The following is a 26,816-nucleotide window of genomic DNA, read 5'->3' as shown; positions in this document are numbered from 1 at the left end:
CCCAGCCCGGCGTACCCCCGCCCAGCAGCAGCCTCGCCCAGCCCGGCCTACCGCCCCAAGCCGACGGTCTCACCCGACCGGGCATCCAGCCCCCCGCCCGCGGCAACGGCCTCGCTCACCCCGCCGTACCCGCCCCCGCTCAAGAGGCGACCCCCCAACCCCGTACCGGCGCCCGCTGGGACGACCTCGTGGCCGGAACTCCCGTGACCCGTCGCGGTCCCGCCACCGCCTTGGCCGCGGAGCGGGCGCGACAGGCGCGGATGGCTGTGGTGGGGCCGGTGACCGAGCGGTGGGCGCCGGAGCAGGCCGGACCGGTGCACGAGAACTGGCAGCTCGCGCCGCCCATCGGCCCCGCGACCGACCTGTGGGCGCTGGGCGCGCTGCTCTTCCGGGCCGTACAGGGGCATGCGCCCTACCCGGAGGAGTCGACGGCCGAGCTGGTGCAGTTGGTGTGCGCCGAACCGCCCGCCTTCGCCGAGGAGTGCGGGCCGCTGCGGCCGGTCGTGGAGTCGTTGCTGCGCCAGGACCCCACCGAGCGGCTGGACTTCGAGGAGCTGCGCGGCTGGCTGCGTTCGCTGGTGCGGTCCGCGCCCGAGCCGGAGGCCGGTGTGCATGTCGTCGCCGCGCCGCCGCCCGACGCGAGCCGGCTGCCGATCGTGCGCCGCAAGGGCGAGCTGGTGCGCAGGCGGCGGGCCGGGCTGCCCGCGCGGCACGGGCGGCACAAGCGGGGGAAGGAGAAGACGCGTTCGCCGCGCAGCCTCGGCCGCACCCTGCTCCTGCTGATACTGCTCGCGCTGGCGGGTGCGATCGCGTACGCCATGCTGTTCATGCCGAAGGCCGACGAGGGCAGCGGCAGCGGCGCGACCCCCGACCGGACCGGAGCCGCCGGCCAGGTCAGCCAGGCGCCCGACCCGACACCCGAAGCGAGCAGCGAGCCACGCCCCGACCAGAACGCGCCGGAGGACGACCCGACCGGGACGCAGGCCGAGGTCGCCGACGGCTTCACCCTGCACGACGACCCGGAGGGCTTCCGAGTCGCCGTCGCCGAGGGCTGGCAGCGCGCGCCCAAGAACGGCAGCGGGCAGGTCGTCTACTCCCAGGGAGACTTCGAGCTGATCGTCGTACCGGGACGGGACGGCGCGGACGAGTACGGCAGCGATCCAATGGCGTACCAGAAGGAGCGGGAACCCGAGCTGCGGCCGTACCGGGAGTCGAGCTGGGCCACGTCCACCGGTCTGAAGACCATCGAGGTGGGCGGGCGGACCATGGCCGAGGGGCAGTTCACCTGGAGTGACGACGACGGCCGCGACCTGTTCGTGCGCAACCTCGCGATGCTCCTCGACGGGCGCTACCACGTGCTCCAGGTGCGTGGACCGGAGGCCGAGCGGGACGAGGTAACCCGGCTGTACGAGCAGGCGGCGGCGACCTACCAGGCCACCGGCTGACCCTGCCGGGGCAGTTGGCCCGATGGTTGCTTCTCGTCACAGAAAGCGACAACCGTCACAGTGCGGTCTCCGTGGCGCCCCCGTTGTTCCCCGTTCGTGGGCCGGTCCCTACCCTGACTCTGTCAAGAACATTGCGGGGAAACGTGAATCAGATGCAGGGCGTGCTCATCGGGGGCCGCTACCGGCTCACCGATGCCATCGGCAGCGGTGGCATGGGCCGGGTGTGGCGTGCCCATGACGAGGTGTTGCACCGGGCCGTCGCGATCAAGGAGTTGACCGCCGCGCTCTACGTCTCCGAGAGCGACCAGGCCGTCCTGCTGGCCCGCACCCGGGCGGAGGCGCGCGCGGCCGCGCGGATCAACCACTCGGCCGTCGTCACCGTCCACGACGTACTCGAACACGACGGCCGGCCGTGGATCGTGATGGAGCTGGTCGAGGGCCGCTCGCTCGCCGACGCCGTCAAGGCGCAGGGCCGCGTCGAGCCGGTCGAGGCCGCCCGGATCGGTCTGTGGGTGCTGCGCGCGCTGCGGGCCGCGCACACCGCCGGTGTGCTGCACCGGGACGTCAAGCCCGGCAACGTGCTGCTCGCCGACGACGGCCGCGTCCTGCTCACCGACTTCGGCATCGCGCAGATCGACGGCGACACGACGATCACCCGGACCGGAGAGGTCGTCGGCTCGGTCGACTACCTCGCCCCCGAGCGGATCCGCGGGCACGACCCGGGACCGGCCGCCGACCTGTGGGCGCTCGGTGCGACGCTGTACACGGCGGTGGAGGGCACCTCGCCGTTCCGCCGCACCTCGCCGCTCGGCACCATGCAGGCCGTCGTCGAGGAGCAGCCCGCCGAGCCCCGGTACGCCGGTCCACTCGGGCCCGTGATCAACGCTCTGCTGCGCAAGGAACCGGCCACGCGGCCCGCCTCCGACGCGGCGGAGCGACTGCTCGCCGAGGTGGCGGACGGGCGCCGGCCGCAGGTGACCGAGGTGTACGTGCCGCCCGCGCGGCAGCCGGAAGCGGGCCCGGTGCCGCAGGAGACGCGGGAGCACTCCCGGCCGCACTCGCTCGGCACCGCCCCGGCGGCGACCGTGCCGACCGCACGGCGGCGCAGGCTGCGCATGCTGGCCCTCGTTGTCGCCTTTGCGGCGGTCGTCGGCGGGGCCAGTGCGGTACTGGTGCAGCAGTGGGACGAGAGCCGTGCCCGGGACGGCGCGTCAGCCACGTCGTCCGTCTCCCCCTCGACCTCACCGAGCCCGGAGGAGTCCATCCCGGCCACCTGGGTGCGCAAGGACGACCCGGCGGGTTTCAGCCTCTCCGTGCCCAGCGATCGCTGGCAGCGGAAGGTGTACGGCATCCAGGGCGACCTGACGCAGATCGACTACACGCCCGACGGCGGTACGCACTTCATCCGCATCGCCGTCGACACCTCACCGGACTTCGACGACCCCTACGAGCACCAGCGGGACCTGGAGGAGCAGGTCCAGCGGCTGGCGCAGTACCAGCGCGTGACCATGGAGGAGAACATCTACCGGGACCGCAAGGGCTCCCTGTGGGAGTACACGTGGACCGCGCTGGAGTCCGACCCCGGCGACTACGCGGGGCCGCGCCGGGCCATCGAGGAGATGTACATCGCTCGGGACGGCGTCGAGTACGCGATCTACATGTCGGGGCCCGCGGCGGACTGGGCGACCACGCGGGAGCAGTTCAAGACGCTGCTGCAGGCGTGGCGGCCGGGGAAGCCGTCCTGACCGGCGCACCCGGCTGACACGGCATGGTCGTTTGTCGGCCATGCCACCCGTTCGGCGCGGAGGGTCCCGCTCCGGCTGGGGCATGATGTGCTCATGGGGAGCGAGGGGTCCGACGAGCGGGTCATCGCGGGCCGTTACCGGCTTCAGGCGGCGCTCGGGCGGGGCGGCATGGGCGTCGTCTGGCGGGCCACCGACCAACTGCTCGGCCGTCAGGTGGCCGTCAAGGAACTCGTCCCGGACGACTCCCCGTCGGCGGCCCGCGTCCGCTCCTCACGCGACCGCACGCTGCGCGAGGCCCGTGCGCTCGCCCAGTTGCAGCACCCGCACATCAGCGTCGTCCACGACGTCGTCGAGCACGACGAACGCCTCTACATCGTCATGGAGTTGATCGACGGCGGCTCCCTCGCCGACCGGATCGCCGCGCACGGCCCCGTCGACGCCCGCGAGGCCGCCCGGATCGGCGTCGCCCTGCTCGGCGCGCTGCGCGCGGCGCACGAGGACGGTGTCCTGCACCGCGACCTCAAGCCGGCCAACGTCCTCATCGAGTCCGGCACCGGCCGTGTCGTCCTCACCGACTTCGGCGTCGCCCAGGTCGAGGGCGCCACCACGCTCACCGAGTCGGGGACGTTCGTCGGCTCGCCCGAGTACACCGCGCCCGAGCGGATGTCGGGGTCCGGTACCGGCCCGGCCTCCGACCTGTGGTCGCTCGGCGTGCTGCTGTGCGCGGCGGTCAGCGGCGAATCGCCGTTCCACCGAGACTCGTTGGGCGGTGTCCTGCACGCCGTCGTGGCCGCGCCGATCCGGCCGCCCGCGCAGGTCGGGCCGCTCCTGCCCGTCGTACGCGGGCTGCTGGAACGCGACCCGGACCGGCGGCTGGACGCAGTGCAGGCCGAGCGGATGCTGCGGGAGTTCCTGGCGACGGGCAGTACGCCGGAGCCGACGAGCCTGCAACGCACGCAGCGGGACCGGCTGGTGATCGCGCTGCTGGTCGCCGCCATGGTGGCGGCGGGGGTGTCGGCGGCGGCGCTGTTCATGACCGGCGGTGGTGGGGAGGGCGGGGGTACGCCGGTGAGTCCGACGCCGAGCACGTCCTTGAGCACGTCGGTGTCGCCGTCCCCCAGCGGCCCCGAGAGCCCACCTAAGTAGGAGATAAGCGGCGACCTGAGTCACGGGTCTGTGACCGGTGAGCCTTCGCGGTGGATGCAGAAGCGCTTGCCGCGATATGCATGAACGCATGAGCAACAACGGGGGAGCCCGCCACGGGTCCGACGAGCCAACGAGTTTCGGTCTGCAACCGCCGGTTCAGCCCGCCGCCGTACCGCATCCGAACAACCCGTACGCATCGCCGACCCAGGTCGTGCCGCCGCAGCAACAGCCCCCGCATGCCGCCCAGCAGGCCCCTCAGCCCGCCCAGCAGGCACCTCAGCAGCCCACCCGCCAGCCCCCGCAGGACCCCGGCACCGGCCGCCTCATCGCAGGCCGCTACCGGCTGCTCGCCAAGCTCGGGCACGGCGGCATGGGCACGGTGTGGCGCGCCAAGGACGAGACGGTGGACCGGGAGGTCGCGGTCAAGGAACCCCGCGTTCCGGACCACCTTCCCGAGCGCGAACGCGCCAACGCCTTCGAGCGGATGCGCCGCGAGGCCCGCGCCGCGGCCCGGCTCGACCACCCGGCGGTGGTGAACGTGCACGACGTCGCCATGGTGGACGACCGGCCGTGGATCGTGATGGAGCTGGTGCAGGGACGTTCCCTAGGCGACGCGCTCCAGGAGGGCACCCTGTCCGCCCGCGAGGCCGCCAGGGTCGGCCTGGAGGTGCTCGGCGCGCTGGAGGCCGCGCACGCCGCCGGCATCCTGCACCGGGACGTCAAACCGGACAACGTCCTGCTGGGCCGTCATGACCGCGTCGTACTCACCGACTTCGGCATCGCGCAGATCGAGGGCGAGACCAACCTGACCGACACCGGCGGCTTCGTCGGCTCGCCCGAGTACATCGCCCCGGAGCGGGTGCTGGGCCAGCGACCCGGCCCGGCGTCGGACCTGTGGTCGCTGGGCGTCGTGCTGTACGCGGCCACGGAGGGCGTGTCCCCCTTCCGCCGCAGCAACACCCCGGCCACCCTCCAGTCCGTCCTCAACGCCACGCCCGCGCCGCCCGCCTCGGCGTCCGGTCCGCTCGCCGAGGTCCTCAACGGCCTGCTCCAGAAGGACCCGGCGCGCCGCCCGAACGCCGCCCAGGTCCGCTCCCTGCTGGAGGCGGCCGCCAACCCACCCGCGCCGGTGCCCACGCAGGTCGTGACCGTGGGCGGCGGCGACAGCGGGCGGGGCGGCGGGATCCGGCTCGGCCGCAGGACGCTGCTCGGGCTGGGCGCGGCGGTCGTCGCGGCGGCGGTGGCGGCGTACCTGGTGATCGCCGAACCGTTCGCGGGCCCACTGCCCGAGGGCTGGAACACGAAGGCCGAGCAGGACGTCGCCGCGACCGTCGCGTATCCCGACGGCTACACGCGCACCGTGCCCGAGGACACCGACGACGACCACTGGGTGACGTACACCGACCCCAGCGGCAGCATCTGGCTCGGCCTGCGCCTGGACAAGAAGTCCGAGGACACGACCAACTCCATCAAGGAGTCCGCGGCCGCCGAGATGTACGAGGACAACGGCGTCTTCGAGCAGAGCGGCAGCTACGACTTCGGCATGCCGGAGAACCCGGACACCAAGCCGGACGACGAGGCCAAGTACCAGGGCAAGGACGCCGCGCGGAACACCATCGCGTACGAGACGACCGACAGTCAGAATCCGCGTCCGCGCGAGGTGCAGATCTTCTACTACAAGAACTCCGACGGGAACATGTACAAGCTCACCGTCAGCTATCCCGGCAAGGGCGACTTCACCGAACGGGGCCGCGAGGTGGCCCGGGTCGCGATCGCGAACCTGGACATCGACAAGCCCTGACCTCACGTCGACAAAGACGTGTGCCGCAGGGTAGTCATGGGGCATGAGTGACGGCGGCGAACACCAGCGCGACGGACGTCTGGTCGGCGGGCGCTACCGGTTGATCGAGCGCATCGGCTCCGGCGGCATGGGCACCGTCTGGCGGGCGAGGGACGAACTGGTCGAGCGCGACGTCGCCGTCAAACAGCCCCGGTTGCCGGGCGACCCGGAGGACGAGACCCACCGCCGGGCCGCCCACCGCCTGTACCGCGAGGCCCGGGCCGCCGCCCGCGTCGACCATCCGTCCGCCGTCACCATCCACGACGTGGTGGAGGATGACGGAATCCCCTGGATCGTCATGGAGTTGATCCGGGGCGAGTCCCTCCACGAGCTGCTTCAGCGCGGCCCGGTCGACGCCCCCGAGGCGGCCCGTATCGGCCTCGCCGTCCTCGGCGCCCTGCGCGCCGCGCACGCGGTCGGCATCGTGCACCGGGACGTCAAACCCGCCAACGTCCTGCTGAGCCCGCACGGCCGTGTCGTCCTCACCGACTTCGGCATCGCCCACGTCCAGGGCGAGGAATCCCTCACCATGAGCGGCGAGTTCGTCGGCTCACTGGAGTTCATCGCGCCCGAACGCATGTCCGGCCGCAGCGCGGGCCCCGCCTCCGACCTGTGGTCTCTGGGGGTTCTGCTGTACGCCGCAGTCGAGGGCTGGTCACCTTTCCGCCGTACGACGCTGGAGTCCACGCTCGCCGCCATCCTCGCCGCGGATCCGCCCGAGCCGAAGCAGGCCGGCCCGCTGGGGCCGCTGCTCGTCCGGCTCCTGGCGAAGGATCCCGAGCGGCGGCCGGGGGCGGAGGAGGCCGCCGTGGCGTTGGAGGCGGTGGCGGAGGGCTGGCCGGAGGTGCCGGACGGTGCGTCGACGGCTGCTCAGGAGGCGGCGGAGCTGGAGGGGTTCGCGGACGACGCCGGGACGGTACGGCTGCGGGGGGAGGGCACGGCTGCGCCGGAGCCGGGGACGGTCGTACCGGATCCGGACCTCACTGAACAGCCCCTGAAGCCCACACGTCACCCCCTCCGCCACCCCGTCCCCGCCATCCTGCTCGGCATCCTCGTCACCGGCGGCGTCTGGCTCGCCACCTCCTCCTTCCGCCCCGAACCCGACGACACCTCGGGCACGGAGCGCACCGCCACCTCCAGCTCGGCCCCCGGGCCTGCATGGATCGTGCACCGCGAGAAGGACATGGCCGCCGTCCTCTCCCTCCCCAGCACCTACAAGGAGGCCGCCCGCGAGGGCAGCGCCGACGATCCACCCCGCCTGGTCGTCTACGACCTCGGCAACACCATCCAGGTCCGCCTCACCCAGTGGGACAAGGCACCCGGCTCCCCGATGACCCGGGCCCGTCAGGCGCACGCCACCTGGGACGGCTACAACGGCGACGCCCGCACGCAGTACACCCGTACGTCCTTCGACGGCCGGGAAGCCGTCCTCGCCGACACCACCTACAACATGGCGCAGGACCCGACCCGCGTGATGCAGTTGGTGATCCTCACCGAGGGCGGCCGTATGTACGAGCTGCGCGTCGACATGCCCAAGGGCACGCCCGACGAGAAGAAGGGCACCGACGTGTTCAAGGGCGCCCGCGGCCGACTCGAGATCGATGCCGTCCGCGCCTCACCAACGCCCTGATCAGCACGTTCGTTGCCAGTGATCACTGGCGGTATGTGTGCACTCCGTGAATCCCGATTACCGACGGGTACACAAAGCCTTCGACGGGGCATACCCTGCGGCTCATGACGGACTCGCAGGCCCTGGAGCAGGCCACGCACAGCACCGGCACCAATCCCCTCGCCCCCGCCCCCGAGGGCGCCCGCACCGCCGCGGACGTGGTCACCCCCGAGCTGATCGCCCAGCTCACCCGGGGCGTGGCCGGTTCCGGCCGGACCGCCAACCACACGCCGTTCACCGGCGAGAAGCTGGCCGACCTGCCCGAGTCCACGCCGGAGGACGTACAGAAGGCGTTCGCGGCGGCCCGTACCGCACAGGCCGTGTGGGCGCAGACACCCGTACGGCAGCGCGCGGCCGTGCTGCTCCGCTTCCACGACCTGATGCTGGAACGCCAGGCCGAGGTGCTGGACCTGATCCAGCTGGAGACCGGCAAGGCCCGGCTGCACGCCCACGAGGAGGTGCAGGCCGTCGCCGTCGCGGCCCGGCACTACGGCCGTATGGCCCCCGCCTATCTGAAGCCGAAGCGGCACACCGGCGCCATCCCGACCCTGACGAAGGTCACCGAACTGCGCCACCCGCGGGGTGTGGTCGGCCAGATCGCCCCCTGGAACTACCCGCTGGAGCTGTCGGTCGGCGACGCGCTCCCGGCCTTCGTCGCGGGCAACGCGGTGGTGATGAAGCCGGACACGGAGACCTGCCTCACCGCGCTCTGGGCGCGCGACCTGCTGATCGAGGCCGGGCTGCCCGCCGACGTCTTCCAGGTCGTCCTCGGTGAGGGCCCGGTCGTCGGCCCCGAGGTCGTCAAGCACGCCGACTACGTCTCCTTCACCGGCTCCACCCGCACCGGCCGCGAGGTCGCGCAGGGCGCCGCCGCCCGGCTGGTCGGCGTCTCCCTCGAACTGGGCGGCAAGAACGCCATGGTGGTGCTTGAGGACGCCGACGTGGAGAAGGCCGCCGCCGGTGCCGTCCGGGCGTGCTTCTCCTCCGCCGGTCAACTGTGCATCTCCATCGAGCGGTTGTACGTCCACGAGTCGGTCGCGGACGCCTTCGTGGAGCGCTTCGCCGCCCGCACGAAGGCCATGCGGCTCGGCACGTCCCTCGCGTACGGCGCCGACATGGGCTCACTGGTGGGCGAACGCCAGCTGGAGACCGTCAAGCGGCATGTGGAGGAGGCGGTGGCCAAGGGTGCGAAGGTCGTGGCGGGGGGCACCGCCCGCCCGGACATCGGCCCGTACTTCTACGAGCCGACCATCCTCGACGGCGTCGAGCCGCCCATGGCCGTCTGCACGGAGGAGACCTTCGGGCCGGTCGTCTCGATCTACCGCTTCAAGACCGACGACGAGGCGATCGAGCACGCCAATTCCACGCCGTACGGCCTGAACTCCTCGGTCTGGACGACGAACGCCCGCCGCGGCCGCGAGGTCGCCGCCCGCCTGCGCACCGGCACCGTCAACATCAACGAGGGCTATGCGCCGGCGTACGGCAGCGTGCAGTCCCCGATGGGCGGCATGAAGGACTCCGGCCTGGGCCGCCGCCACGGCTCCGAGGGGATCCTCAAGTACACGGAGGCCCAGACGATCGCCCACCAGCGGCTGCTGCCGATGGCCCCGTCGTTGGGGATGGACGACGAGAGGTACGCGGCTTTCATGAGCCGCAGCCTGAGGGTGATGAAGGCACTCAGGTTCCGCTGACGTCCCTAAGGGGCGCGGGGAACTGCGCGACCAGCCACATACGGCCCGCACTGCACACTCAAGGGGAGAACGCACGTGCCCAAGGACGTTTATGACTACGACGTCATCGTCGTAGGCTCCGGCTTCGGCGGCTCGGTCACCGCCCTGCGCCTCACCGAAAAGGGATACAAAGTCGGCGTTCTGGAGGCGGGCCGTCGCTTCACCCGCGAATCCCTCCCCAAGAACTCCTGGGACCTGAAGAACTACCTCTGGGCCCCCAAGCTCGGCATGTACGGCCTCCAGCGCATCCACCTGCTCGGCAACGTCATGGTCCTGGCCGGCGCAGGCGTGGGCGGCGGCTCGCTCAACTACGCCAACACCCTCTACGTACCGCCGAAGCCCTTCTTCGAGGACCCCCAGTGGGGCCACATCACCGACTGGCAGGAGGAGCTGGCGCCGTACTACGACCAGGCCCAGCGCATGCTCGGCGTACGGCTGAACCCGACGATGACCCCCTCCGACGTGCACCTGAAGGCCGCCGCGCAGCGGATGGGCGTGGGCGACACCTTCCACATGGCGCCGGTCGGAGTTTTCTTCGGCGACGGCAAGGACGCCGACGGCACGGTCAGGGCCCGCCCCGGCGAGGAGGCGGCCGACCCATACTTCGGTGGCGCCGGACCGGCCCGCCGTGCCTGTGCCGAGTGCGGCGAGTGCATGACCGGCTGCCGGCACGGCGCCAAGAACACCCTCAACGAGAACTACCTCTATCTCGCCGAGAAAGCAGGCGCGGTCGTCCACCCCATGACCACGGTCGTCGCCATCACCGACGACTCACAGGGCGGGTACGCCGTCACCACCCTGCCCACCGACCAGGGCAAGAAGGGCAGCGGTCGCACCTTCCGCGCCCACCGCGTCGTCCTCGCGGCCGGCACCTACGGCACCCAGACCCTCCTGCACCGCATGAAGGCCACCGGCCGACTGCCGTACCTCTCCGACCGCCTCGGCGAACTCACCCGCACCAACTCCGAGGCCCTGGTCGGCGCCCAGACCACCAACCGCCGCTACCGAAAGGTCACCGGCGAGCGGAAGGTCGACTTCACGCGCGGCGTCGCCATCACGTCCTCCATCCACCCGGACGCCAACACCCACATCGAGCCGGTCCGTTACGGCAAGGGCTCCAACTCGATGGGCGGCATGGCGATCCTCCAGATCCCCTACGCGGAGGGCTCCTCCCGCCTGCTGGCCTTCCTGCGCAACGCCGCCCGCCACCCCCTCGTGCTGCTCCGCTCCCTCAACAACCACCGCTGGTCGGAGCGGACCATCATCGGCCTGGTGATGCAGTCGCTGGACAACTCGCTGACGACGTATCTGAAGCCGGACGGCGTCGGCAAGGGCCTGCTGACCGCCCGGCAGGGCCATGGCGCGCCCAACCCCAAGCAGATCAAGGCCGCTTCGGAGGGCGCGTCGGCGATCGCCGACGAGATCAACGGCTTCGCCGGCAGCAACATCGGCGAACTGATGGGCACCCCGCTCACCGCGCACTTCCTCGGCGGCTGCCCGATCGGCGACTCCCGCGAGACCGGCGTGATCGACCCCTACCACCGCCTGTACGGCCACCCGGGCATCTCCGTCGTCGACGGCGCGGCCGTCACCGCCAACCTGGGCGTCAACCCGTCCCTCACCATCACCGCGCAGGCCGAGCGGGCGATGTCGTACTGGCCCAACAAGGGCGAGGCCGACCCCCGACCGGCGCAGGGAGCGGCGTACGAACGCCTGAAGCCGGTCGAGCCGAAGTCCCCGACGGTCCCGGCGGACGCGTTCGGCGCGCTGCGGCTGCCGTTCCTGGGGATGCCGAGGGTGCCGCCGAAGTCCTGACGACAGGAAAGTCCTGGCGACAAGAAATAAGAGAGAGGGACCTGCGCCCCCCTCCGAGCGCAGCTCCCTCTCTCTTGTCTTGCGTCAGGCTCTGTCAGGCGTGCTTACGCCTGCGCACCGGCCTTCTTGCGCCGCACGACGAACACCGCACCCGCACCGGCGGCGACGGCGACACCGCCGACCAGCCCGATCATGGGCAGCGCGGAGCTGGAACCGGTCTCGGCGAGGTTGCCGGCGATCTCCTTGACGTCACCCTGCGGCCTCGTGCCGTCGGTGACGTCGGGCTTCTCGCCGCTCGGCTTGGCGTCGTCGACGTTGCCGGACGGCTTGCTGCCCGCGGCGAGCACGGTGAAGTCGTAGTTGTCACCGTTGCCGTAGCACGCCGCCTCCTCGCCCGCGTACACGGCCTGGCTCAGCGCGAACGAGGAGCCCGCCGGAGCGTCCTTGTTCACCCGCACCCGGAGGTCCATCGTGGCCGTGGAGTGCTTCTCGAGGGAGTCGAGGAGGGCGACGAAGGTGCCCGAGAAGTGGAACTTGCCGTCCTCGTCCTCGTAGTAGTCCTGGTAGTTGCTGGTCCACTTGCCGTCCAGCTTGTACTGGATCTCGGCCAGGTCGAAGGCGAGCGACGAGTCCTCGTTCGTGTCGTCCGAGTACTCCGTGAACGCCTCGACCCAGACCTTCTCGAGGTCCTTGTCGGAGTCGTTGGTGACCACGAACTCGAACTCGTGCCAGCCGGAGCCCGCGACGATCTGGTTCGGCAGCCCGGAGATGGAGGCCGTGAGCTTGTCGTCCAGGTTGAAGGACTTGCAGTCCTCGTACGGGTTCCACGACTCGTCGTCGGAAGGAGCGGTCGCGGAGGCGGAGGCGGAGGGCGAGGTGGAGGCGGTCGGCGAGGCGGAGGCCGTCTCGGTGGCGGACTCCGTCGCGGTCGGGTCCGTAGTCGGGGACTGGCTGTCGGACGCGGACGGGTCGCTCGTGGCGGTCGCGGTGGCCGACTGGGTGTCGGACGCGCTCGGGGAGGCGGACGCCGTCTCGGGGGCGGACTCCGTCGCGGTCGGGTCCGTAGTCGGGTCCGACGCGTACGCGGCCGGTGCCGCGAGCAGCGCCATCGGGGCTATCGCGGCCGACACGGCGGCGGCTGCCAGGGCGCGGCGAAGCTTCATGAAGACCTACCTGCTGAGTCGGAAGGGCTCCGCGTACGGCGTACGGGTGTGGCCCTTGGTTCTGCAGGTTTGATCAACGAAGGCCGGTAATGGTTGTCCGCCCTTCACACAGTTTTTATGTGACCTGGATCACTTGATGTGGCGGGCGTGCGGGCATGAGAAGGGCCCCGCGGGGCGGAGCCGCGGGGCCCTTCTTTCGTCAGCACCGGCGTCAGGGCAGCGCCGGTGCCTGGGGAGCGGCGTCGGGGGGTTGCGCCGCTTGCCTCCGGATGGTCTCGGCCACATTTCCGCCGGTCGGCCCCGGGCGTCCCCGGAGCCGACCGTTCTCTTGGGTGACCGGGCTGCTGTCCCCTGCCGTCCGGTCACTTCCCTGGAGCGAGGTCCCACGACGCACGGCACACTCCGTACGTCTCATCGCTCCAGCGAGCCACGCGTGGTTCTTTCGGGCCCGCCCCTGGCTGGCACGGACACCGGGACCAACGAAGCGCGGCGGGCGGCGGTCACGTGCCGTACGGGTGAGAGGGGGTGCGAACTCAGATGCGACCCCTGCACAGTTCGAGAAGCGTCATGGCGAGGGCGGTGCCCGGCTTGCCGAGCTCCTGCCGGTAGCGGCCGAGCACCTCCATCTCCCGGGAGAGGTTCACGCGCCGGCCGCCGGATGTGATGCGGGCCTCCTGGATCACGGTCGACACGGCCATCCGTTCCTGGATCAGGCCGATGATCCTGTCGTCGAGCGCGTCGATGCGTTCCCGTGCGCCGGTGATCAACTCGGCGGCCTCGTCGGTGCGGGCGCCGGTCTTGTCGGGGGCGGCGCCTGTCGTGTCGGTCGCGGTGGGGGTCTGGTCGGTGGCGGTGGTCATGATCGGGGGCTCCTCGTCGGATGCGGCCCCGGAACGGACAAGGCCCGGAGGACGCCAGACGCCCCGGACCTTGTCGGCCCGGGGCGCCTGGGAAGTCGCTTGTCAGTTGCTCAAGCAGCACGACCATGGCAGCCGGCGGGCCGGTTGCCATAGGTAAAGAGGAAGGTCGGGTGCGTGAGCATGCGGTCAGTATGCCGTGGCCTTCGGTGACGGCCAAGCCGGTTCGCATCCTGAGACGGCGGTCACCTGCGGCAGCCCCGCTAGAATCGGTGGTACAGCCCTTTACAAGCCGCCGGAAGGCAACCCGTGTCATCAGCGACCCCCGCCGCCCCCGACACCGTCCTGGTCGTCGACTTCGGTGCGCAGTACGCCCAGCTCATCGCCCGACGCGTCCGCGAGGCCCGGGTCTACAGCGAGATCGTGCCGAGCACCATGCCCGTCCAGGAGATGCTCGCCAAGAACCCGGCGGCGATCATCCTGTCCGGCGGCCCGTCGTCGGTGTACGAGAAGGGCGCGCCCCGCCTGGACCGCGAGATCTTCGAGTCCGGCGTCCCCGTCTTCGGCATGTGCTACGGCTTCCAGCTGATGGCGCAGACCCTCGGCGGCACGGTCGACAACACCGGCGCCCGCGAGTACGGCCGTACGGACCTGCACGTCTCCAAGTCGTCCTCCACCCTCTTCGAGGGCACCCCGGACGAGCAGGCCGTGTGGATGTCGCACGGCGACGCCTGCTCCGCCGCCCCCGCGGGCTTCAGCGTCACGGCCTCCACGGACGTCGTCCCGGTCGCCGCGTTCGAGAACGACGAGAAGAAGCTGTACGGCGTCCAGTACCACCCCGAGGTCATGCACTCCACGCACGGCCAGCAGGTCCTGGAGCACTTCCTCTACCGCGGCGCGGGCCTGAGCCCCTCCTGGACCACCGGCAATGTGATCGAGGAGCAGGTCGAGTCGATCCGCGCCCAGGTCGGCGACAAGCGCGCGATCTGCGGTCTGTCCGGCGGCGTGGACTCCGCCGTCGCCGCCGCCCTCGTCCAGAAGGCCATCGGCTCCCAGCTGACCTGCGTGTACGTGGACCACGGCCTGATGCGCAAGGGCGAGACCGAGCAGGTCGAGAAGGACTTCGTGGCCGCGACCGGCGTGCAGCTGAAGGTCGTGGATGCTCAGGAGCGGTTCCTGTCCGCTCTGAAGGGGGTCTCCGACCCGGAGGAGAAGCGGAAGATCATCGGCCGGGAGTTCATCCGCGTCTTCGAGCAGGCGCAGGCCGAGATCATCGCGGACGAGGGTCCGGCCGTGGAGTTCCTGGTCCAGGGCACGCTCTACCCGGACGTGGTGGAGTCCGGCGGCGGCACCGGCACCGCCAACATCAAGTCCCACCACAACGTCGGCGGCCTCCCCGAGGACCTCGAGTTCAAGCTGATCGAGCCGCTGCGCAAGCTGTTCAAGGACGAGGTCCGGATGGTCGGCCAGGAGCTGGGCCTGCCTGAGGAGATCGTCCAGCGCCAGCCGTTCCCGGGACCGGGGCTGGGCATCCGCATCGTCGGCGAAGTGACCAAGGAGCGGCTCGACCTGCTCCGCGAGGCCGACGCCATCGCCCGCGAGGAGCTGACGGCGGCCGGCCTCGACCGGGACATCTGGCAGTGCCCGGTGGTGCTGCTCGCGGACGTCCGGTCCGTCGGCGTCCAGGGCGACGGCCGGACGTACGGCCACCCGATCGTGCTCCGCCCCGTCTCCTCCGAGGACGCCATGACGGCCGACTGGTCGCGGCTGCCGTACGACGTCCTCTCCCGGATCTCCACCCGGATCACCAACGAGGTGCGGGACGTCAACCGGGTCGTCCTCGACGTGACGTCGAAGCCGCCGGGGACGATCGAGTGGGAGTGAACCCCGCGCGTTTTTGATCAGGTGCGCTTGATCGTGCGCAGGGACTCGCCGGGCTTCCAGAGTTGGACGACCAGATACGTGTCGTTCTCGACGTAGGTCCTGACGACCTCCGTCAGCTCGGTGCGGAAGAGGTGGAACGGCTCCGGCGGTTCCACCTCTTCGCCGTACGCGGCCTTGGTCCGCGCGTCCTCGACCTCGATCGCCCGCCCGGCGATCCGTACGTCACCGCCGCCCATCGACGTCCCCTCCCCGGGGTTCGCCTGGAGCGCGAAGCGCGGGTCGCGGCGCAGGTCCAGCGCCTTGCGCGAGTCCGGCATCATGCCGAGCCACAGCTCGCCGTTGAGAAACCGCACCTCGATCCCCGTGGTGCGCGGCGAGCCGTCCTTGCGCAGCGTCGCGAGGACGTGGTGAGCGTGGGCGCCGAAGCGTTCCTCGACGGTCTTCGCCAGATCGGGTTCGGCGGCGGTGAAAGCTGCCCAGTTTGCTGCCATACGACGAGTGTGGCGGCGAAACCGGACATCTTCTGTCGGGTATGCGCCGTACCGGTGTGTGTCGCGTATGTGACCGGAGGCCTGTTCTCCTGCGTAGCCCTGTTCTCCTGCGCTGACCGGGGGTAACTTCCGCTCCGTACCGGAACCCAGCGCCGGAGGACCCATGCCCGCGCCCACCCCGCCCCAGCCCCTGCCCACCGACCGGCTGCAGTTCGCGATGCCGCCGATGTACGAATCGGTCGACGACGATCGCCGGCACCGCAAGGAACGGCTCGCGGCGGCGCTGCGGATCTTCGGGCGGTACGGCTTCGAGGACGGCGTCTCCGGGCACATCACCGCCCGCGACCCCGAGTACACGAACTGCTTCTGGGTCAATCCGTTCGGGATGCCGTTCCAGCACGTCACGGTGAGCGACCTGGTGCTGGTCAATCAGGACGGGCAGGTCGTCGAGGGCCGCTACCACGTCAACCAGGCCGCCTTCACCGTGCACGCCCAGGTGCACGCCGCCCGCCCCGACGTCGTCGCCGTCGCCCACTGCCACTCCGTGCACGGCCGCGCCCTGTCCGCGCTCGGCGACCTGCTCGACCCGATCACTCAGGAGAGCTGCGCCTTCTACGAGGACCACGCGCTGTACGACGCGTACTCCGGCGTCGCCGTCGACGCCGAGGAGGGCCGCCGTATCGCGGCCGCGCTCGGCTCCCGCAAGGCTCTTGTGCTGCGCAACCACGGCCTGCTGACCGTCGGCGACTCGGTGGACGCGGCGGCCTGGTGGTTTCTGTCCATGGAGCGCTCCTGCCAGGTGCAGCTGACCGCGAAGGCGGCGGGCCGCCCGATCCTGATCGACCACAAGCAGGCGATCGCGACGCGGGAGCAGCTGGGCGGGGATCTGGTCGCGTGGATCAACTACCAGCCGCTGTGGCAGGACATCACGCGTCGAGAACCCGACCTGTTGTGCTAGCGGGTTGCCGGTATGTCTGCCAGTCGCAGCCGGGTCAACACGGCGACCGTCCGTTCACCCACGCAGACAGAGCTGCCCGGACCTGCCGGACGCGCACCGGGTGGCGTAGGGCACAATTCGCTGACGTCGCGGGGGAGTTGTACAACGTCGCGGCGGCTCCCGGACGAGTCGGGCTGCCGAGTGGGGCATGGGATGCGCGGAAGGCGGGCGTCGGGCGTGGCGGTGCAGGAGGCGAGGCAGGGCGCGGAGGCGCGCGCGGGCGCGTTCGGGAGCGCTCATGACGGTGGCTGCACCTGCGGGAACTGTCCGCACGGGGCGCGTGCGGGGCACCGGCGGGCGGTGGCCGAATTCCTGCTGAAGCGTGACGAGTTCGCGGCCGGGCAGGGTCTGCCGGCGGCCGTCGCCCACTCGGCGTCGGCCTCCCGCCAGTGGGTCTCCGACGAACTGACCCAGTCCGCGGCGGCGGTCGCCGAACGCGCCCGCGCCGAGGGCGAGGCCTGGCTGTCCCGCCTGTGGCGCCGCACGGCGTGCGCGGTGTGGGGGCTGGTCCTGCTGTTGCTGCTGGTGCAGTCGCTGACGGCGATCGGCACCGGCTGGACGACGGCCCGTACCGCCGGACTGCTCGCGGCGCTGCTGGTCGCCGCGGCCCTGACGGCGGCCTCCTTCTTCCACCGGGCGCGGGGTGGCGTACTGGCCCCGGTCATCGGCGAGGACAACCGCCTGTCGACGTCCCGTGCCGTCGCGGCGATGTGGGTGCTGTTCGTGGCGTATGCGGTCCTGGTGCTGGCGGGGCAGCTGGCGGCCGCCTCCGCACCCGGCGGGCGCGACGAGCTGATCGCCGGTCTCGAACTCGCCCGTGGCGCCGGGGTGGTCACCGTCCTCGCCGTGGCCTGCGGGATCGCCGTGCTGGTACGGCGGGTGGTCGGCCTGCGCGTCCTCGGGCAACGGCTGCAGAAGGTCCGCGCGGACCGGCCGAGGGCGGCCGATCTGCTGACGGACGATTCGGGGCGGGGCACCTTCGCCGACCTCCAGTACGTCGTGATCAGCGCCGTCGCCCTGGTGTTCGCGTCCGTGCGGCTGGCGCGGCGGCCCGACCAGCTGCCCGACCTGCCGTGGGGGCTGGCGGTGGTGGTCCTGGTGTCGGCGGCCACCTACCTCGCCGGCAAGTACGCGGAGGGCGGCCGCCCCGTCGTCCTCTCCGTCGTCCGCTCCCGCGAGGCCGGTGACCTGGACGCGCCCATCCGCACCGGCGAGGACATCGAAATCCGCGGCGCGGGCTTCGTCCCGCCGGGCGCCGGCACCGCCGACCGCCTCTCCCGCATGGTCGTCCGCATCGGCCCGGTCCACGTCCACGTCCCCCTGGTGCCGGTCACCGGCGGCTTCAGCAACCCGACGGACACCCTGCTGACCGTGCCGGTACCGGCGGAGGTGGAGCCCGGGCGGGTAGAGGTGCGGGTGGTCACGGCGGCGGGGGTGGAGACGAACGCGTATGCGATCGAGGTGACGGAGTGAGGCTGGGGTGGGGCTGATTGGGTGTCGTTCGCGTGGTTGGCCTACTTGGCCTGGTTGGCCTCCTTCGGCCTGACCTGCCGTTAGGGACCGGACGCGTGCGGACCGTCGACCTTTTCCAAATCCGTCCGGAACGTGAATGAGCGGGTCCTCCCTTTCGTACGTATGGTCTTCTGAGGGGCTAGCTACGGCACGGCGTGCGAGAGGCGGCTATGCAGCGATGACTCACGGTGTACGTACAGAGATGCACAGCGCCCACTACAACGGCGGCCGCGCCGACTGGCGGGACACCGCCACCCGTTACGCCCTCCTTCCACTCCGGGTCTTCCTCGGCGTCACGTTCATCTACGCCGGGCTCGACAAACTCACCGACAGCGCGTTCATGCAGGAAGCCGGTGCCGGCTCCATCGGCGACACGATGCGCGCCGTCCGGGACTCCTCGGCCATCCCGGCCCTGGTCGACCTGGCCCTGGAGAACCCCGTCGCCTTCGGCTACGCCATCGCCGGCGGCGAACTCGCCGTCGGCATCGGCACCCTCCTCGGCCTCCTCTCCCGCCTCGCCGCCCTCGGCGGCGCGCTGATCTCCCTCAGCCTCTGGCTCACCGTCAGCTGGGCCTCCGACCCGTACTACTACGGCAACGACCTCGCCTACCTGATGGCCTGGCTCCCCCTCGTCCTCGCCGGCGCCCCACTCCTCTCCCTGGACGCGACCCTCCGCTCCCGACGGCGACGGCGGGCGTATCGCTAGCGCGGGGTGAGGGCGGCTGGGCGGCTGGCGGTTGGGTGCGGTTGCCTGTTGGGGTGGTTGGGCGGTTGGCGCTGGGTGCGGTTGCCTGTTGGGGTGGTTGGGGGCTGGGTGCCGATCCCTGCTGGCGTGGCTGGGGGTTGGGGGCTGGTGCTTGCCTACCGCAGCGGCTGGCTCGTTGGCGGCTGGGCGGGTGCTCACTGAGGCGGCTGGACGCTTCGGCGATCGAGCCTTGCTGCCCCGGCCTCGGCGTCCATCGGACGACAGGTCAGGTGCGGGGTCGGTGACCGACGGCAACGCGGCGGAGGTGCGTGCGAGGCCCCCGCGCCTGCGGCATGATCCGCCGGACAGGTCCTGCCCTTCGCCGTCGCCTTCGCGCCGCGCCCCACGGCGGCCCGGACAGGCACTGCCCCTGGCTCTGGCCTTTGCGTCCGCGCCGTACGGCGGCCCGAGCAGGTAATGGCCCTGTCCCCGCCTTTCGCGCCCCCCAATGGTGGCCTGGGCAGGTCCTGGCCTTGGCCCTGGCCTTTGCGTCCGCGCTCGACGGCGGCCAGGACAGGCCCTGCCCCTCGCGTCCGCGCCCGACGGCGGCCCGGACAGGCCCTGCCCCCGCCTTGCCCTCCCGGCCGCCCCCCACGGCGGCCCTTACACGTCCTGCCCCCGGCCCTCGCCTTCGCGTCCGCCCCCACGCCGACCCGGGCGACCCTAGCCCTCGCCCTGGCCCTCCCGGCGTGCCCCACGGCGGCGTATGCCTCGGCTCAGCATTCCCGCAACGGCGGCCAGACACAGTCCGGCCACCATCATGGGGAACGCCGCGAACCACGGTGTCTCCCAGGCGTCACCCGCGTCGCCGGCGTACGTGACGCCAACCACGGTGATGACGGCCCCGGCAACCAGCCGTCCCGGCTGGAACTCATGACGCAGCACGGCTCACCTCCACCTGACCGACGCCCACCTTGAGGTCGAGATCGACCGTGCCGGCGCTCTTCACACCCGACGCCGGAGTCAGCGTCACCTCCCGGTACTTGCCCGGCTCCACATCCACGTCCTGCTTCTGTTCGCCCGGCAGCTGGATGTCACCCACCCCCACATCGATGTTCGCCTTCACGGTCACGTCCGGCGGCACGATCACCCGCAGCTGGCCCACGCCCACCTCGGCGTCCGTGGACACCGTCTGGCCCTTGGCCGGGTTCAGCCGGGTCAGGTCCAGGGTGCCGACGCCGGTGCCGAGGTCGTACTTCCGCTCCACGTCGGCCACCGCGGCCGGCCGCCACGTCGTGCGTATCCACTCCGTGCCGATGTTCTTGGGCAGCGCCGCCGCCCCGGCGAGCAGCCCCGCCGTGATGACAGCCAGGAAGATCGACCCCGCTCCCGTACGCCCCAGGAACGCGCTCACGGCGATGCCCAGGCCGATGACGGCGAGCGCGCAGGCGAGGCCGGTCTGCAGGCTGGTGCCCAGCGGTTGCTCCTGCCACGTCGCGCGTGTGCCGATGGCGCCCGCCAGGAGCGCGAGCAGGAAGACCCAGCCGCCTATCCAGCGCGGGCCGCGCGGCTTCGGCGGTGCGGTGCGCTGGGCGAGGGCGGCCTGGGGGCCGGTGTCCGTGCCGAGACTGATGTTCACGGCGGCCGCGATGTCCCTGTCGCGTGATTCGCGGGGGCCCCACAGATAACCGGTGCCGCCGACGTGCGTGCCGTCCTTGACGATCGGGTCCCGCCACCAGGAGGGATAGGCGGCGGGGACCGGCGGCGCCTGGGCCTCCGGCGGGGCGTCGGCGACGGCCTGCGCCGCCAGAGGGTCGGGGTCGGGAGAACCCCGGCGCTGTGACCAGTAACCGGCGCCCGCGAGGAGGAGGGAGAGGATGACGGCGAAGGTCAGCACACTGCCGTTGTTCAGCAGCGTCAGGAAGACACCGCAGCCGACCAGCGCGAACAGCACGGCGGTGAGGGCCTGTCCGTCGACACGGCCGGTCAGGAGCTTGCGGACCTCGTTCTCGTCCTCGTCGTCGTACGGGACGAAGAGCCAGGCGAAGCCGTAGAAGATCAGACCGATACCGCCGGTCGCGGAGAGCACGGCGAGGGTGATCCGGAAGATCACCGGATCCATGTCGCACTGCCGCCCAAGGCCGGCACACACCCCCGCGAACATCTTGTGCCCCCGATCCCGCCGGAACTTGTGCGGCGGCTCCAGCGGCCTGGGCCCATCGGGTGCCCCGGGCTCGCCGGGTGCTCCTGGCTCGCCGGGGACTCCAGCTCCAGGTCCGCCGGGCATGCCGGGATCACCGGGCACGCCAGGGTCGCCGGGCACACCTGCTCCGCTCCCGGCGCTCCTGCTGCTCTTTCCGTGCGCGCCCGCGTGCGCGCGCGGTTCCTCACCTGCGGCGGTCGCGGCCGCAGCGTCGGACGCGGTGCCCGCGTCGGGCACGGCATCCGCGGCGTGCTGGTGATCAGTCATGGGTCCATGGTGACGGGCGAGCCGCCGCCGCGGGAGTCGGAATGACCCTGGCCGGACCCTGATATCGCCCCTGAGCCGAGGCGGGGGAAGCGTTCGACGGACCGGCCCGTCGAAGATCAGGGGAGTCTCGGGGGTCGACCCTGATGCTCCGGCCCGCCGGCCGTGTGACCATCAGTGGCATGCCGGAAGCCGCAACCGCAGCAGCGCCACTCGACGAACCGCGGCCGCCGCGCAAGCTCTACCGCAGCAGTGACGGACGCTGGCTCGGTGGCGTGGCGCGGGGGCTCGCCGGGCATCTCGGCCTGCCTGTTATCTGGGTGCGCCTGGTGTTCGTGGGCCTGTTCATGGCCGACGGCCTCGGCGCGCTGCTCTACGCCGCCTTCTGGTTCTTCGTGCCGCTCGGCGTCGGCGGCGTCGAGGCACAGAAGCCGCCGTCCCTGGTCACCACCGAGACCTCTGCCGACGGCCGCAAGAGACTCGTGGCCCGTAAACCGGACAAGGGCCAGATCGTCGCCCTGCTCCTCATGGTCGTCGTGGCCATGGTCTTCGTGGGCAATGTGAACCTGGGCCGCGGCGCCCAGGCCTACCTCCTGCCGACCGTGCTGGTCGGCGCCGGTGTCGCCCTGGTGTGGCGCCAGGCGGACAACGCCCGCCGGGCCCGCTGGGTCGAGGTGGGCCGCCGCAAGCGCACCCTCACCTTGCTGCGCGCGGTGGCCGGCGTCCTGCTGGTCACGACCGGCGTTACCGGCGTCTTCGTGCTCCAGGGCTCCGCCGCCCACCTCGGCTCTGTCCTGCAGGCGGCCCTCGCGGTGCTTGTCGGTATAACGCTCCTCGCCGGTCCGTACCTCGTCCGTATGACCCAGGACCTGTCCGAGGAGCGCCTGATGCGCATCCGTGCCCAGGAGCGCGCGGAGGTCGCGGCCCACGTCCACGACTCGGTGCTGCACACCCTGACGCTGATACAGCGCAACGCGGACAACCCCAACGAGGTGCGCCGCCTCGCCCGCGCCCAGGAGCGCGACCTGCGCACCTGGCTCTACAAACCGGAGGGCACCGGCAAGGACGAGGCCGACGAGCCGACCACCCTCGCCGACGCGGTACGGCGCAACGCCGCGGAGGTGGAGGACAAGCACGGCGTCCCCATAGAGGTCGTCGTGGTCGGCGACTGCCCGCTCGACGAGAAGATCGGCGCACAGATGCAAGCCGCGCGCGAGGCGATGGTGAACGCCGCCAAGTACGGTGGCGAGGGCGGCGCCGTGCAGGTCTACGCCGAAGTCGAGGGAAAGACGGTCTTCGTGTCCGTCCGGGACCGCGGTCCCGGCTTCGACCTCGATTCGATACCCGCCGACCGCATGGGCGTCAGAGAATCGATCATCGGCCGCATGGAGCGCAACGGCGGTACGGCCCGGCTGCGGGCGGTGCCGGGCGGCGGCACGGAGGTCGAGCTGGAGATGGAGAGGGCGGAGAAGACGTCATGAGCGACCCGACCGAGGCGAACGGTACGGCGGGAGCGGAGGAGGCGGCCGCGCCCGCACAGACGCCGGGCGGCGGCGCGGGACAGCGGCACGTGCGCGTGGTCCTCGTCGACGACCACCGGATGTTCCGTACGGGCGTGCAGGCCGAGATCGGCCTGACCGAGCAGACGGGCGTCGAGGTCGTCGGCGAGGCCGCGGACGTCGACCAGGCGGTCACGGTCATCACCGCGACCCGTCCCGAGGTGGTCCTCCTCGACGTGCACCTCCCGGGTGGCGGCGGGGTCGAAGTGCTGCGCCGCTGCGCCGCCTTGATGGCCGACGCCGAGCAGCCGGTCCGTTTCCTCGCCCTGTCCGTCTCGGACGCGGCGGAGGATGTGATCGGAGTGATCCGCGGCGGCGCGCGGGGATACGTCACGAAGACGATCACCGGCACGGACCTGGTCGACTCGATCTTCCGGGTCCAGGAGGGCGACGCGGTCTTCTCACCGCGTCTGGCCGGCTTCGTCCTCGACGCCTTCGCCTCCACCGACGCCCCACCGGTCGACGAGGACCTGGACCGTCTCACCCAGCGTGAGCGGGAGGTCCTGAGGCTCATCGCCCGTGGCTACGCGTACAAGGAGATCGCCAAGCAGCTGTACATCTCCGTGAAGACCGTCGAGTCCCACGTCTCGGCGGTCCTCAGGAAGCTCCAGCTCTCCAACCGGCACGAGCTGACCCGGTGGGCGACGGCCCGACGGCTGGTGTGACAGCCGCGCGTCAGACCACCCGGGTCGCCCCGGCGAACGGCATCTCGTCCAGCGGGGCCAGACGGACCGGAGCCGAGGGGTTGGGCGCGTGGATCATCTGGCCGTTGCCGACGTAGAGGCCGACGTGGCTGATGCCGGAGTAGAAGAACACCAGGTCGCCGGGGAGCAGTTCGGCGCGTGAGACGCGGCGGCCCGCGTCGATCTGGGCGTAGGTGGTGCGGGGCAGGGAGACCCCGGCGGAGCGGTACGCCGCCTGGATCAGGCCCGAGCAGTCGAAGGCGTTGGGACCGGTGGCGCCCCAGACGTAGGGGCTGCCGAGCTTCTGGTAGGCGTACGAGACGGCGGCCGCGGCGCGGGAGTTGGGCGCCGTCGCCGTGGCGGCCCCGGGCGCCTGGAGGCTGTCGCGGCCGCCTGTCGAGGCGCGTGAGGCGCGGTCGGTGCCGTCGCCCTGCGCGAGCCGTGCCCGTTCCTCGGCCGTCAGCTGGGACAGCAGCCGCCGTGCCTCGTCCAGCTTGCCGGTGACGGTTTTCTTGTGCCGGTTCAGTTCGGCCTGCCGTGACTGGAGCGAGGCCAGTTCGATGCGTGCGGCGCCGCGCAGCTGCTCGATCTCCCGCAGCTGCCGGCGTACGCGTGCGACGGCGGCCGCCTGCCGGTCCCCCGCGCGTTCGGCGAAGGCGGCGCCGTCGAGGTACTGGTCGGGGTCGTCGGAGAGGGCCAGTCGCAGGGCGGGGTCGACGCCGCCGTCCCGGTACTGGGCGGCGGCGTAGGAACCGAGCGCGTCCCGGGCGGAGTTGAGCCGGTCCTCCTTGCGGGCCGCCTCGCCCTGCAGGGCGCTCAGCCGTTTCCGCGCCGCGCCGGCCTGCTCCTTCGCGCCGTTGTACTTCTCGGTGGCGACCTCCGCCTCCTGGTACAGCTTGTCCACCTTGGCCTTGACCTGCCCCGGCGTCAGCTGAGGCTCGGCGTGGCCCGTCCCGTCGAGGCCCGTGGCGGTCGCCGCGCCCGCGAGGGCTATCGTCGCCGCCGTACGGGCCTTGGTGCCGTGGGCCGAGCGTTGTCGGGCCTTGCGGTGCGCTGCCACGTGGACTGCACGTCCTTTCCTGCGACTCGGGCGACCGCCGTGTCCGTACGGCCACCGGGTGGACGTACGACCGCCGGGGCGGCTTACGCGTCCGGCGGCGCCCCGCACAGGGGATACGGGGCGCCGCCGGACCTTCTCGGCGGTGGTGCCCGGCTGCCGCCCCTGGCCGTGGGCGGCGGTGGGGAGCCGGTCACCTGGTGCAGGACGCTAGACCCGGGCGTTTCGGCGGGGTGACGCCTTGTGCGGAAGTGACGACAGGGGATCGGTGGGTGACCGTATGTGATCGTGATCCCGATTCTGGGTCGTCGTCTTCACGCAGCGCGATGACCGATGCGGCGATTCCGGGGGCGGGTGCGAGGGCCGGGGTGCTATGGCGCGCATATATGCAGTCACCGTGTGTTCCGCTGGCGGCCCGGTGTCGGTGGTCCGGAACCCCCTGATTAGGCTCCGGCCCCATGGACGTACTCATCCACCTCTTCGTCGGCCTGCACATCGTCGGTATCGCCTCCCTGCTCGGTGGTTTCCTCACCCAGATGAAGGCGATGGGCCAGGGCACCGCACGATTCGTCCCGGCGATGCTGCACGGCGCGCTGACCATGCTGGTCACCGGCGTGATCCTGGTCGGCCTCAACCAGGCCGACGACCAGCCCGTCAACAACATCAAGATCGGCGTGAAGCTGGCCCTGCTGATCGTGATCCTCGGCCTCGTCTATGTGAAGCGGGACGAGGAGAAGGTGGACAAGGGCATGTTCGGGCTGGTGGGCCTGCTGACCACGGCGAACATCTTCATCGCCGTGCTCTGGACCTGACGTCCTGCCGCACGCGCGCATACCGCGGAAACCGCCGCACGCGCGCGTGCCCTGCAGTCGCCTTTCGGCGCCGGTTGTCAGGCCGGGCGGACGACGCTGTGGATGGAGGACTCGCCGTCGTAGTAGACCGACTCCTCGCGGACGTACGCGCCCGGCTTCGGGGCGTGGATCATCATGCCGTTGCCGATGTAGAGGCCGACGTGGGTGACGTCGTCGTAGAAGAAGATCAGGTCACCCGGCTGGGCGGCGGCGATGGAGACCGTCGTGCCCGCGTTGACCTGGTCGTAGGTGGTGCGGGGCAGGCTGACGCCGGCCGCCTTCCACGCGCCCTGGGTGAGGCCGGAGCAGTCGTAGGAGTCGGGGCCGGTGGCGCCCCAGACGTACGGCTTGCCGATCTGCGCGCGGGCGAAGGCGAGCGCCTTCTCGGCCTTGGTGGCGTACGCGGAGTCCGACACGGAGGTGCCGGAGCCGGACTCGGTGCCCGTGCCGGCTGAGGAACCGCCGCCGGCCGACTCCTGCTCCTGCTGCGCCGCCTCCTGGCGTCGCTGCTCCTCCGCCTGTTGGCGGGCGAGCTCGGCGGCCTTGCGCTCGGCCTCCTCCTGCTTCTGCTTCTCGATCGCCGCGAGGCGGGCCTTCTCCTCGGCGGTCAGCTTCGACAGCAGTTCCCGCGCGTCGGCGAGCTTCTTCTGGACGGTGGTCTTGGCCGTCTGCAGGTCGCTCTGCGACTCGGTGAGCGTCGCCAGGCTCTCGGTGGCCTCCTGGCGCTTCTGCATCGTCGCCGACTGCTCGGTGAAGTACTCGTCGACCGCGTCCTTCTGACGGTTGGTCAGCCGACCCATCAGCTGGGTCTGGTCGAAGTAGTCCTGCGGGGAGTCGGCGAGCAGGAAGGTGGCGGTGTCGGGGACGGACGCGCCGGTGCGGTACTGGGCGGCGGCGTACGTTCCCAGCTCCTCGCGCGCCTCGTTGAGTTTCTGCGTGCGCTGGGCGACGTCGTCCAGGAGGGTGTCGACGCGCTTGCGCTGCTTCGCGGTCTTCTCCTTGGCCGCGTTGTACTTCTCGGTCGCCGACTCCGCCTGGCGGTAGAGGTCGTCGACCTTCTTCTCGACCTCTTCGAGACTCGGCTTGTCGTCGGCCGAGGGTGCCGCGTTGGCGGTCTGGGAGAGCAGGGCCACGGAGGTCAGGGCAGCGGTGGCGAGGGCGGGGGTCCGTATGCCTGCGACGCGCGCGCCCGTGGGGCGCGACTTGCGGTGCGACGCCAA

General features: G+C 71.5%; 21 protein-coding genes. 14 read left to right on the top strand and 7 right to left on the bottom strand.

The window, feature by feature from the left end:
- The 7 genes from SSP24_RS35360 to SSP24_RS35330 form a co-directional block, all read left to right on the top strand.
- The coding region (locus SSP24_RS35360) for a serine/threonine kinase C-terminal domain-containing protein (RefSeq protein WP_507772849.1) at window positions 1–1,445 on the top strand (1,445 nt) is incomplete at its 5' end.
- Between the two features lie 152 nt (window positions 1,446–1,597).
- Window positions 1,598–3,190 carry a serine/threonine-protein kinase gene (locus tag SSP24_RS35355; protein WP_141314135.1) on the top strand — a complete coding sequence of 531 codons (1,593 nt, stop codon included), beginning with the start codon at window positions 1,598–1,600 and terminating at the stop codon, window positions 3,188–3,190.
- A 93-nt stretch (window positions 3,191–3,283) separates the two neighbouring features.
- Complete coding sequence (locus tag SSP24_RS35350) at window positions 3,284–4,336, top strand: serine/threonine-protein kinase (RefSeq protein ID WP_141314129.1); 1,053 nt, start codon at window positions 3,284–3,286, stop codon at window positions 4,334–4,336.
- Between the two features lie 88 nt (window positions 4,337–4,424).
- On the top strand, window positions 4,425–6,137 hold the full coding sequence (locus SSP24_RS35345; RefSeq protein ID WP_141314127.1) for a serine/threonine-protein kinase: 1,713 nt from the start codon (window positions 4,425–4,427) through the stop codon (window positions 6,135–6,137).
- Window positions 6,138–6,180: 43 nt separating this feature from the next.
- The gene (locus SSP24_RS35340) at window positions 6,181–7,806 is read left to right on the top strand and encodes a serine/threonine-protein kinase (protein WP_141314125.1); all 1,626 of its coding nucleotides are present in this window, start codon (window positions 6,181–6,183) and stop codon (window positions 7,804–7,806) included.
- Between the two features lie 104 nt (window positions 7,807–7,910).
- A complete protein-coding gene (locus SSP24_RS35335) occupies window positions 7,911–9,536 on the top strand; it encodes a succinic semialdehyde dehydrogenase (RefSeq protein WP_141314123.1) in 1,626 nt (541 codons plus the stop codon).
- Window positions 9,537–9,611: 75 nt separating this feature from the next.
- Window positions 9,612–11,390, top strand: coding sequence for a GMC oxidoreductase (locus tag SSP24_RS35330; RefSeq protein ID WP_141314121.1), 1,779 nt, complete (start codon window positions 9,612–9,614; stop codon window positions 11,388–11,390).
- Window positions 11,391–11,494: 104 nt separating this feature from the next.
- On the opposite strand, the gene SSP24_RS35325 is transcribed toward SSP24_RS35330, so the two are convergent.
- Both SSP24_RS35325 and SSP24_RS35320 read right to left on the bottom strand, forming a co-directional pair.
- Window positions 11,495–12,553, bottom strand: a complete 1,059-nt coding sequence (locus tag SSP24_RS35325) for an LAETG motif-containing sortase-dependent surface protein (protein ID WP_141314119.1) — start codon at window positions 12,551–12,553, stop codon at window positions 11,495–11,497.
- A gap of 533 nt (window positions 12,554–13,086) precedes the next feature.
- Window positions 13,087–13,413 (bottom strand): chorismate mutase, encoded by a 327-nt coding sequence (locus SSP24_RS35320; RefSeq protein WP_141314117.1) that lies wholly within the window; start codon window positions 13,411–13,413, stop codon window positions 13,087–13,089.
- A 306-nt stretch (window positions 13,414–13,719) separates the two neighbouring features.
- Between SSP24_RS35320 and guaA the strand changes: the two genes are divergently transcribed.
- On the top strand, window positions 13,720–15,294 hold the full coding sequence (gene guaA / locus SSP24_RS35315) for a glutamine-hydrolyzing GMP synthase (RefSeq protein WP_141314115.1): 1,575 nt from the start codon (window positions 13,720–13,722) through the stop codon (window positions 15,292–15,294).
- Window positions 15,295–15,311: 17 nt separating this feature from the next.
- Here guaA and SSP24_RS35310 read toward each other — a convergent pair whose 3' ends face one another.
- Window positions 15,312–15,785: a pyridoxamine 5'-phosphate oxidase family protein gene (locus SSP24_RS35310; protein WP_141314113.1), complete on the bottom strand. Its 474-nt coding sequence runs from the start codon at window positions 15,783–15,785 to the stop codon at window positions 15,312–15,314.
- 163 nt (window positions 15,786–15,948) lie between these two features.
- Here SSP24_RS35310 and SSP24_RS35305 point away from each other — a divergent pair, with 163 nt between their 5' ends.
- The 3 genes from SSP24_RS35305 (at window position 15,949) to SSP24_RS35295 (ending at window position 19,000) form a co-directional block, all read left to right on the top strand.
- On the top strand, window positions 15,949–16,743 hold the full coding sequence (locus SSP24_RS35305) for a class II aldolase/adducin family protein (protein ID WP_141314111.1): 795 nt from the start codon (window positions 15,949–15,951) through the stop codon (window positions 16,741–16,743).
- 216 nt (window positions 16,744–16,959) lie between these two features.
- Complete coding sequence (locus SSP24_RS35300; protein WP_141314109.1) at window positions 16,960–18,255, top strand: hypothetical protein; 1,296 nt, start codon at window positions 16,960–16,962, stop codon at window positions 18,253–18,255.
- A gap of 217 nt (window positions 18,256–18,472) precedes the next feature.
- On the top strand, window positions 18,473–19,000 hold the full coding sequence (locus SSP24_RS35295; RefSeq protein ID WP_141314107.1) for a DoxX family protein: 528 nt from the start codon (window positions 18,473–18,475) through the stop codon (window positions 18,998–19,000).
- 702 nt (window positions 19,001–19,702) lie between these two features.
- Here the strand turns inward: SSP24_RS35295 and SSP24_RS35290 are convergent.
- Both SSP24_RS35290 and SSP24_RS35285 read right to left on the bottom strand, forming a co-directional pair.
- A complete protein-coding gene (locus SSP24_RS35290; RefSeq protein ID WP_141314105.1) occupies window positions 19,703–19,924 on the bottom strand; it encodes a hypothetical protein in 222 nt (73 codons plus the stop codon).
- On the bottom strand, window positions 19,911–21,449 hold the full coding sequence (locus SSP24_RS35285) for a PspC domain-containing protein (protein WP_229865002.1): 1,539 nt from the start codon (window positions 21,447–21,449) through the stop codon (window positions 19,911–19,913). The genes SSP24_RS35290 and SSP24_RS35285 overlap by 14 nt, the downstream gene beginning before the upstream one ends.
- A gap of 143 nt (window positions 21,450–21,592) precedes the next feature.
- On the opposite strand from SSP24_RS35285, the gene SSP24_RS35280 reads away from it, so the two are divergent.
- Together SSP24_RS35280 and SSP24_RS35275 are read left to right on the top strand one after the other, a co-directional pair.
- Complete coding sequence (locus SSP24_RS35280) at window positions 21,593–22,927, top strand: ATP-binding protein (RefSeq protein ID WP_141314103.1); 1,335 nt, start codon at window positions 21,593–21,595, stop codon at window positions 22,925–22,927.
- Complete coding sequence (locus SSP24_RS35275; RefSeq protein ID WP_141314101.1) at window positions 22,924–23,670, top strand: LuxR C-terminal-related transcriptional regulator; 747 nt, start codon at window positions 22,924–22,926, stop codon at window positions 23,668–23,670. The genes SSP24_RS35280 and SSP24_RS35275 overlap by 4 nt, the downstream gene beginning before the upstream one ends.
- Window positions 23,671–23,680: 10 nt before the next feature.
- Here SSP24_RS35275 and SSP24_RS35270 read toward each other — a convergent pair whose 3' ends face one another.
- Window positions 23,681–24,748, bottom strand: coding sequence for a C40 family peptidase (locus tag SSP24_RS35270; protein ID WP_141314099.1), 1,068 nt, complete (start codon window positions 24,746–24,748; stop codon window positions 23,681–23,683).
- A gap of 455 nt (window positions 24,749–25,203) precedes the next feature.
- On the opposite strand from SSP24_RS35270, the gene SSP24_RS35265 reads away from it, so the two are divergent.
- Window positions 25,204–25,557, top strand: a complete 354-nt coding sequence (locus SSP24_RS35265) for a hypothetical protein (RefSeq protein WP_141314097.1) — start codon at window positions 25,204–25,206, stop codon at window positions 25,555–25,557.
- Between the two features lie 77 nt (window positions 25,558–25,634).
- Here the strand turns inward: SSP24_RS35265 and SSP24_RS35260 are convergent, their stop codons facing one another.
- Window positions 25,635–26,816 carry a C40 family peptidase gene (locus SSP24_RS35260; protein ID WP_141314095.1) on the bottom strand — a complete coding sequence of 394 codons (1,182 nt, stop codon included), beginning with the start codon at window positions 26,814–26,816 and terminating at the stop codon, window positions 25,635–25,637.

The organism is Streptomyces spinoverrucosus, assembly GCF_006539505.1.
In the GTDB taxonomy this organism is placed as follows: Bacteria; Actinomycetota; Actinomycetes; order Streptomycetales; family Streptomycetaceae; genus Streptomyces; species Streptomyces spinoverrucosus.
Note: the sequence above shows the minus strand (reverse complement) of the source record. Positions and strands in the feature narration are given on the sequence as shown.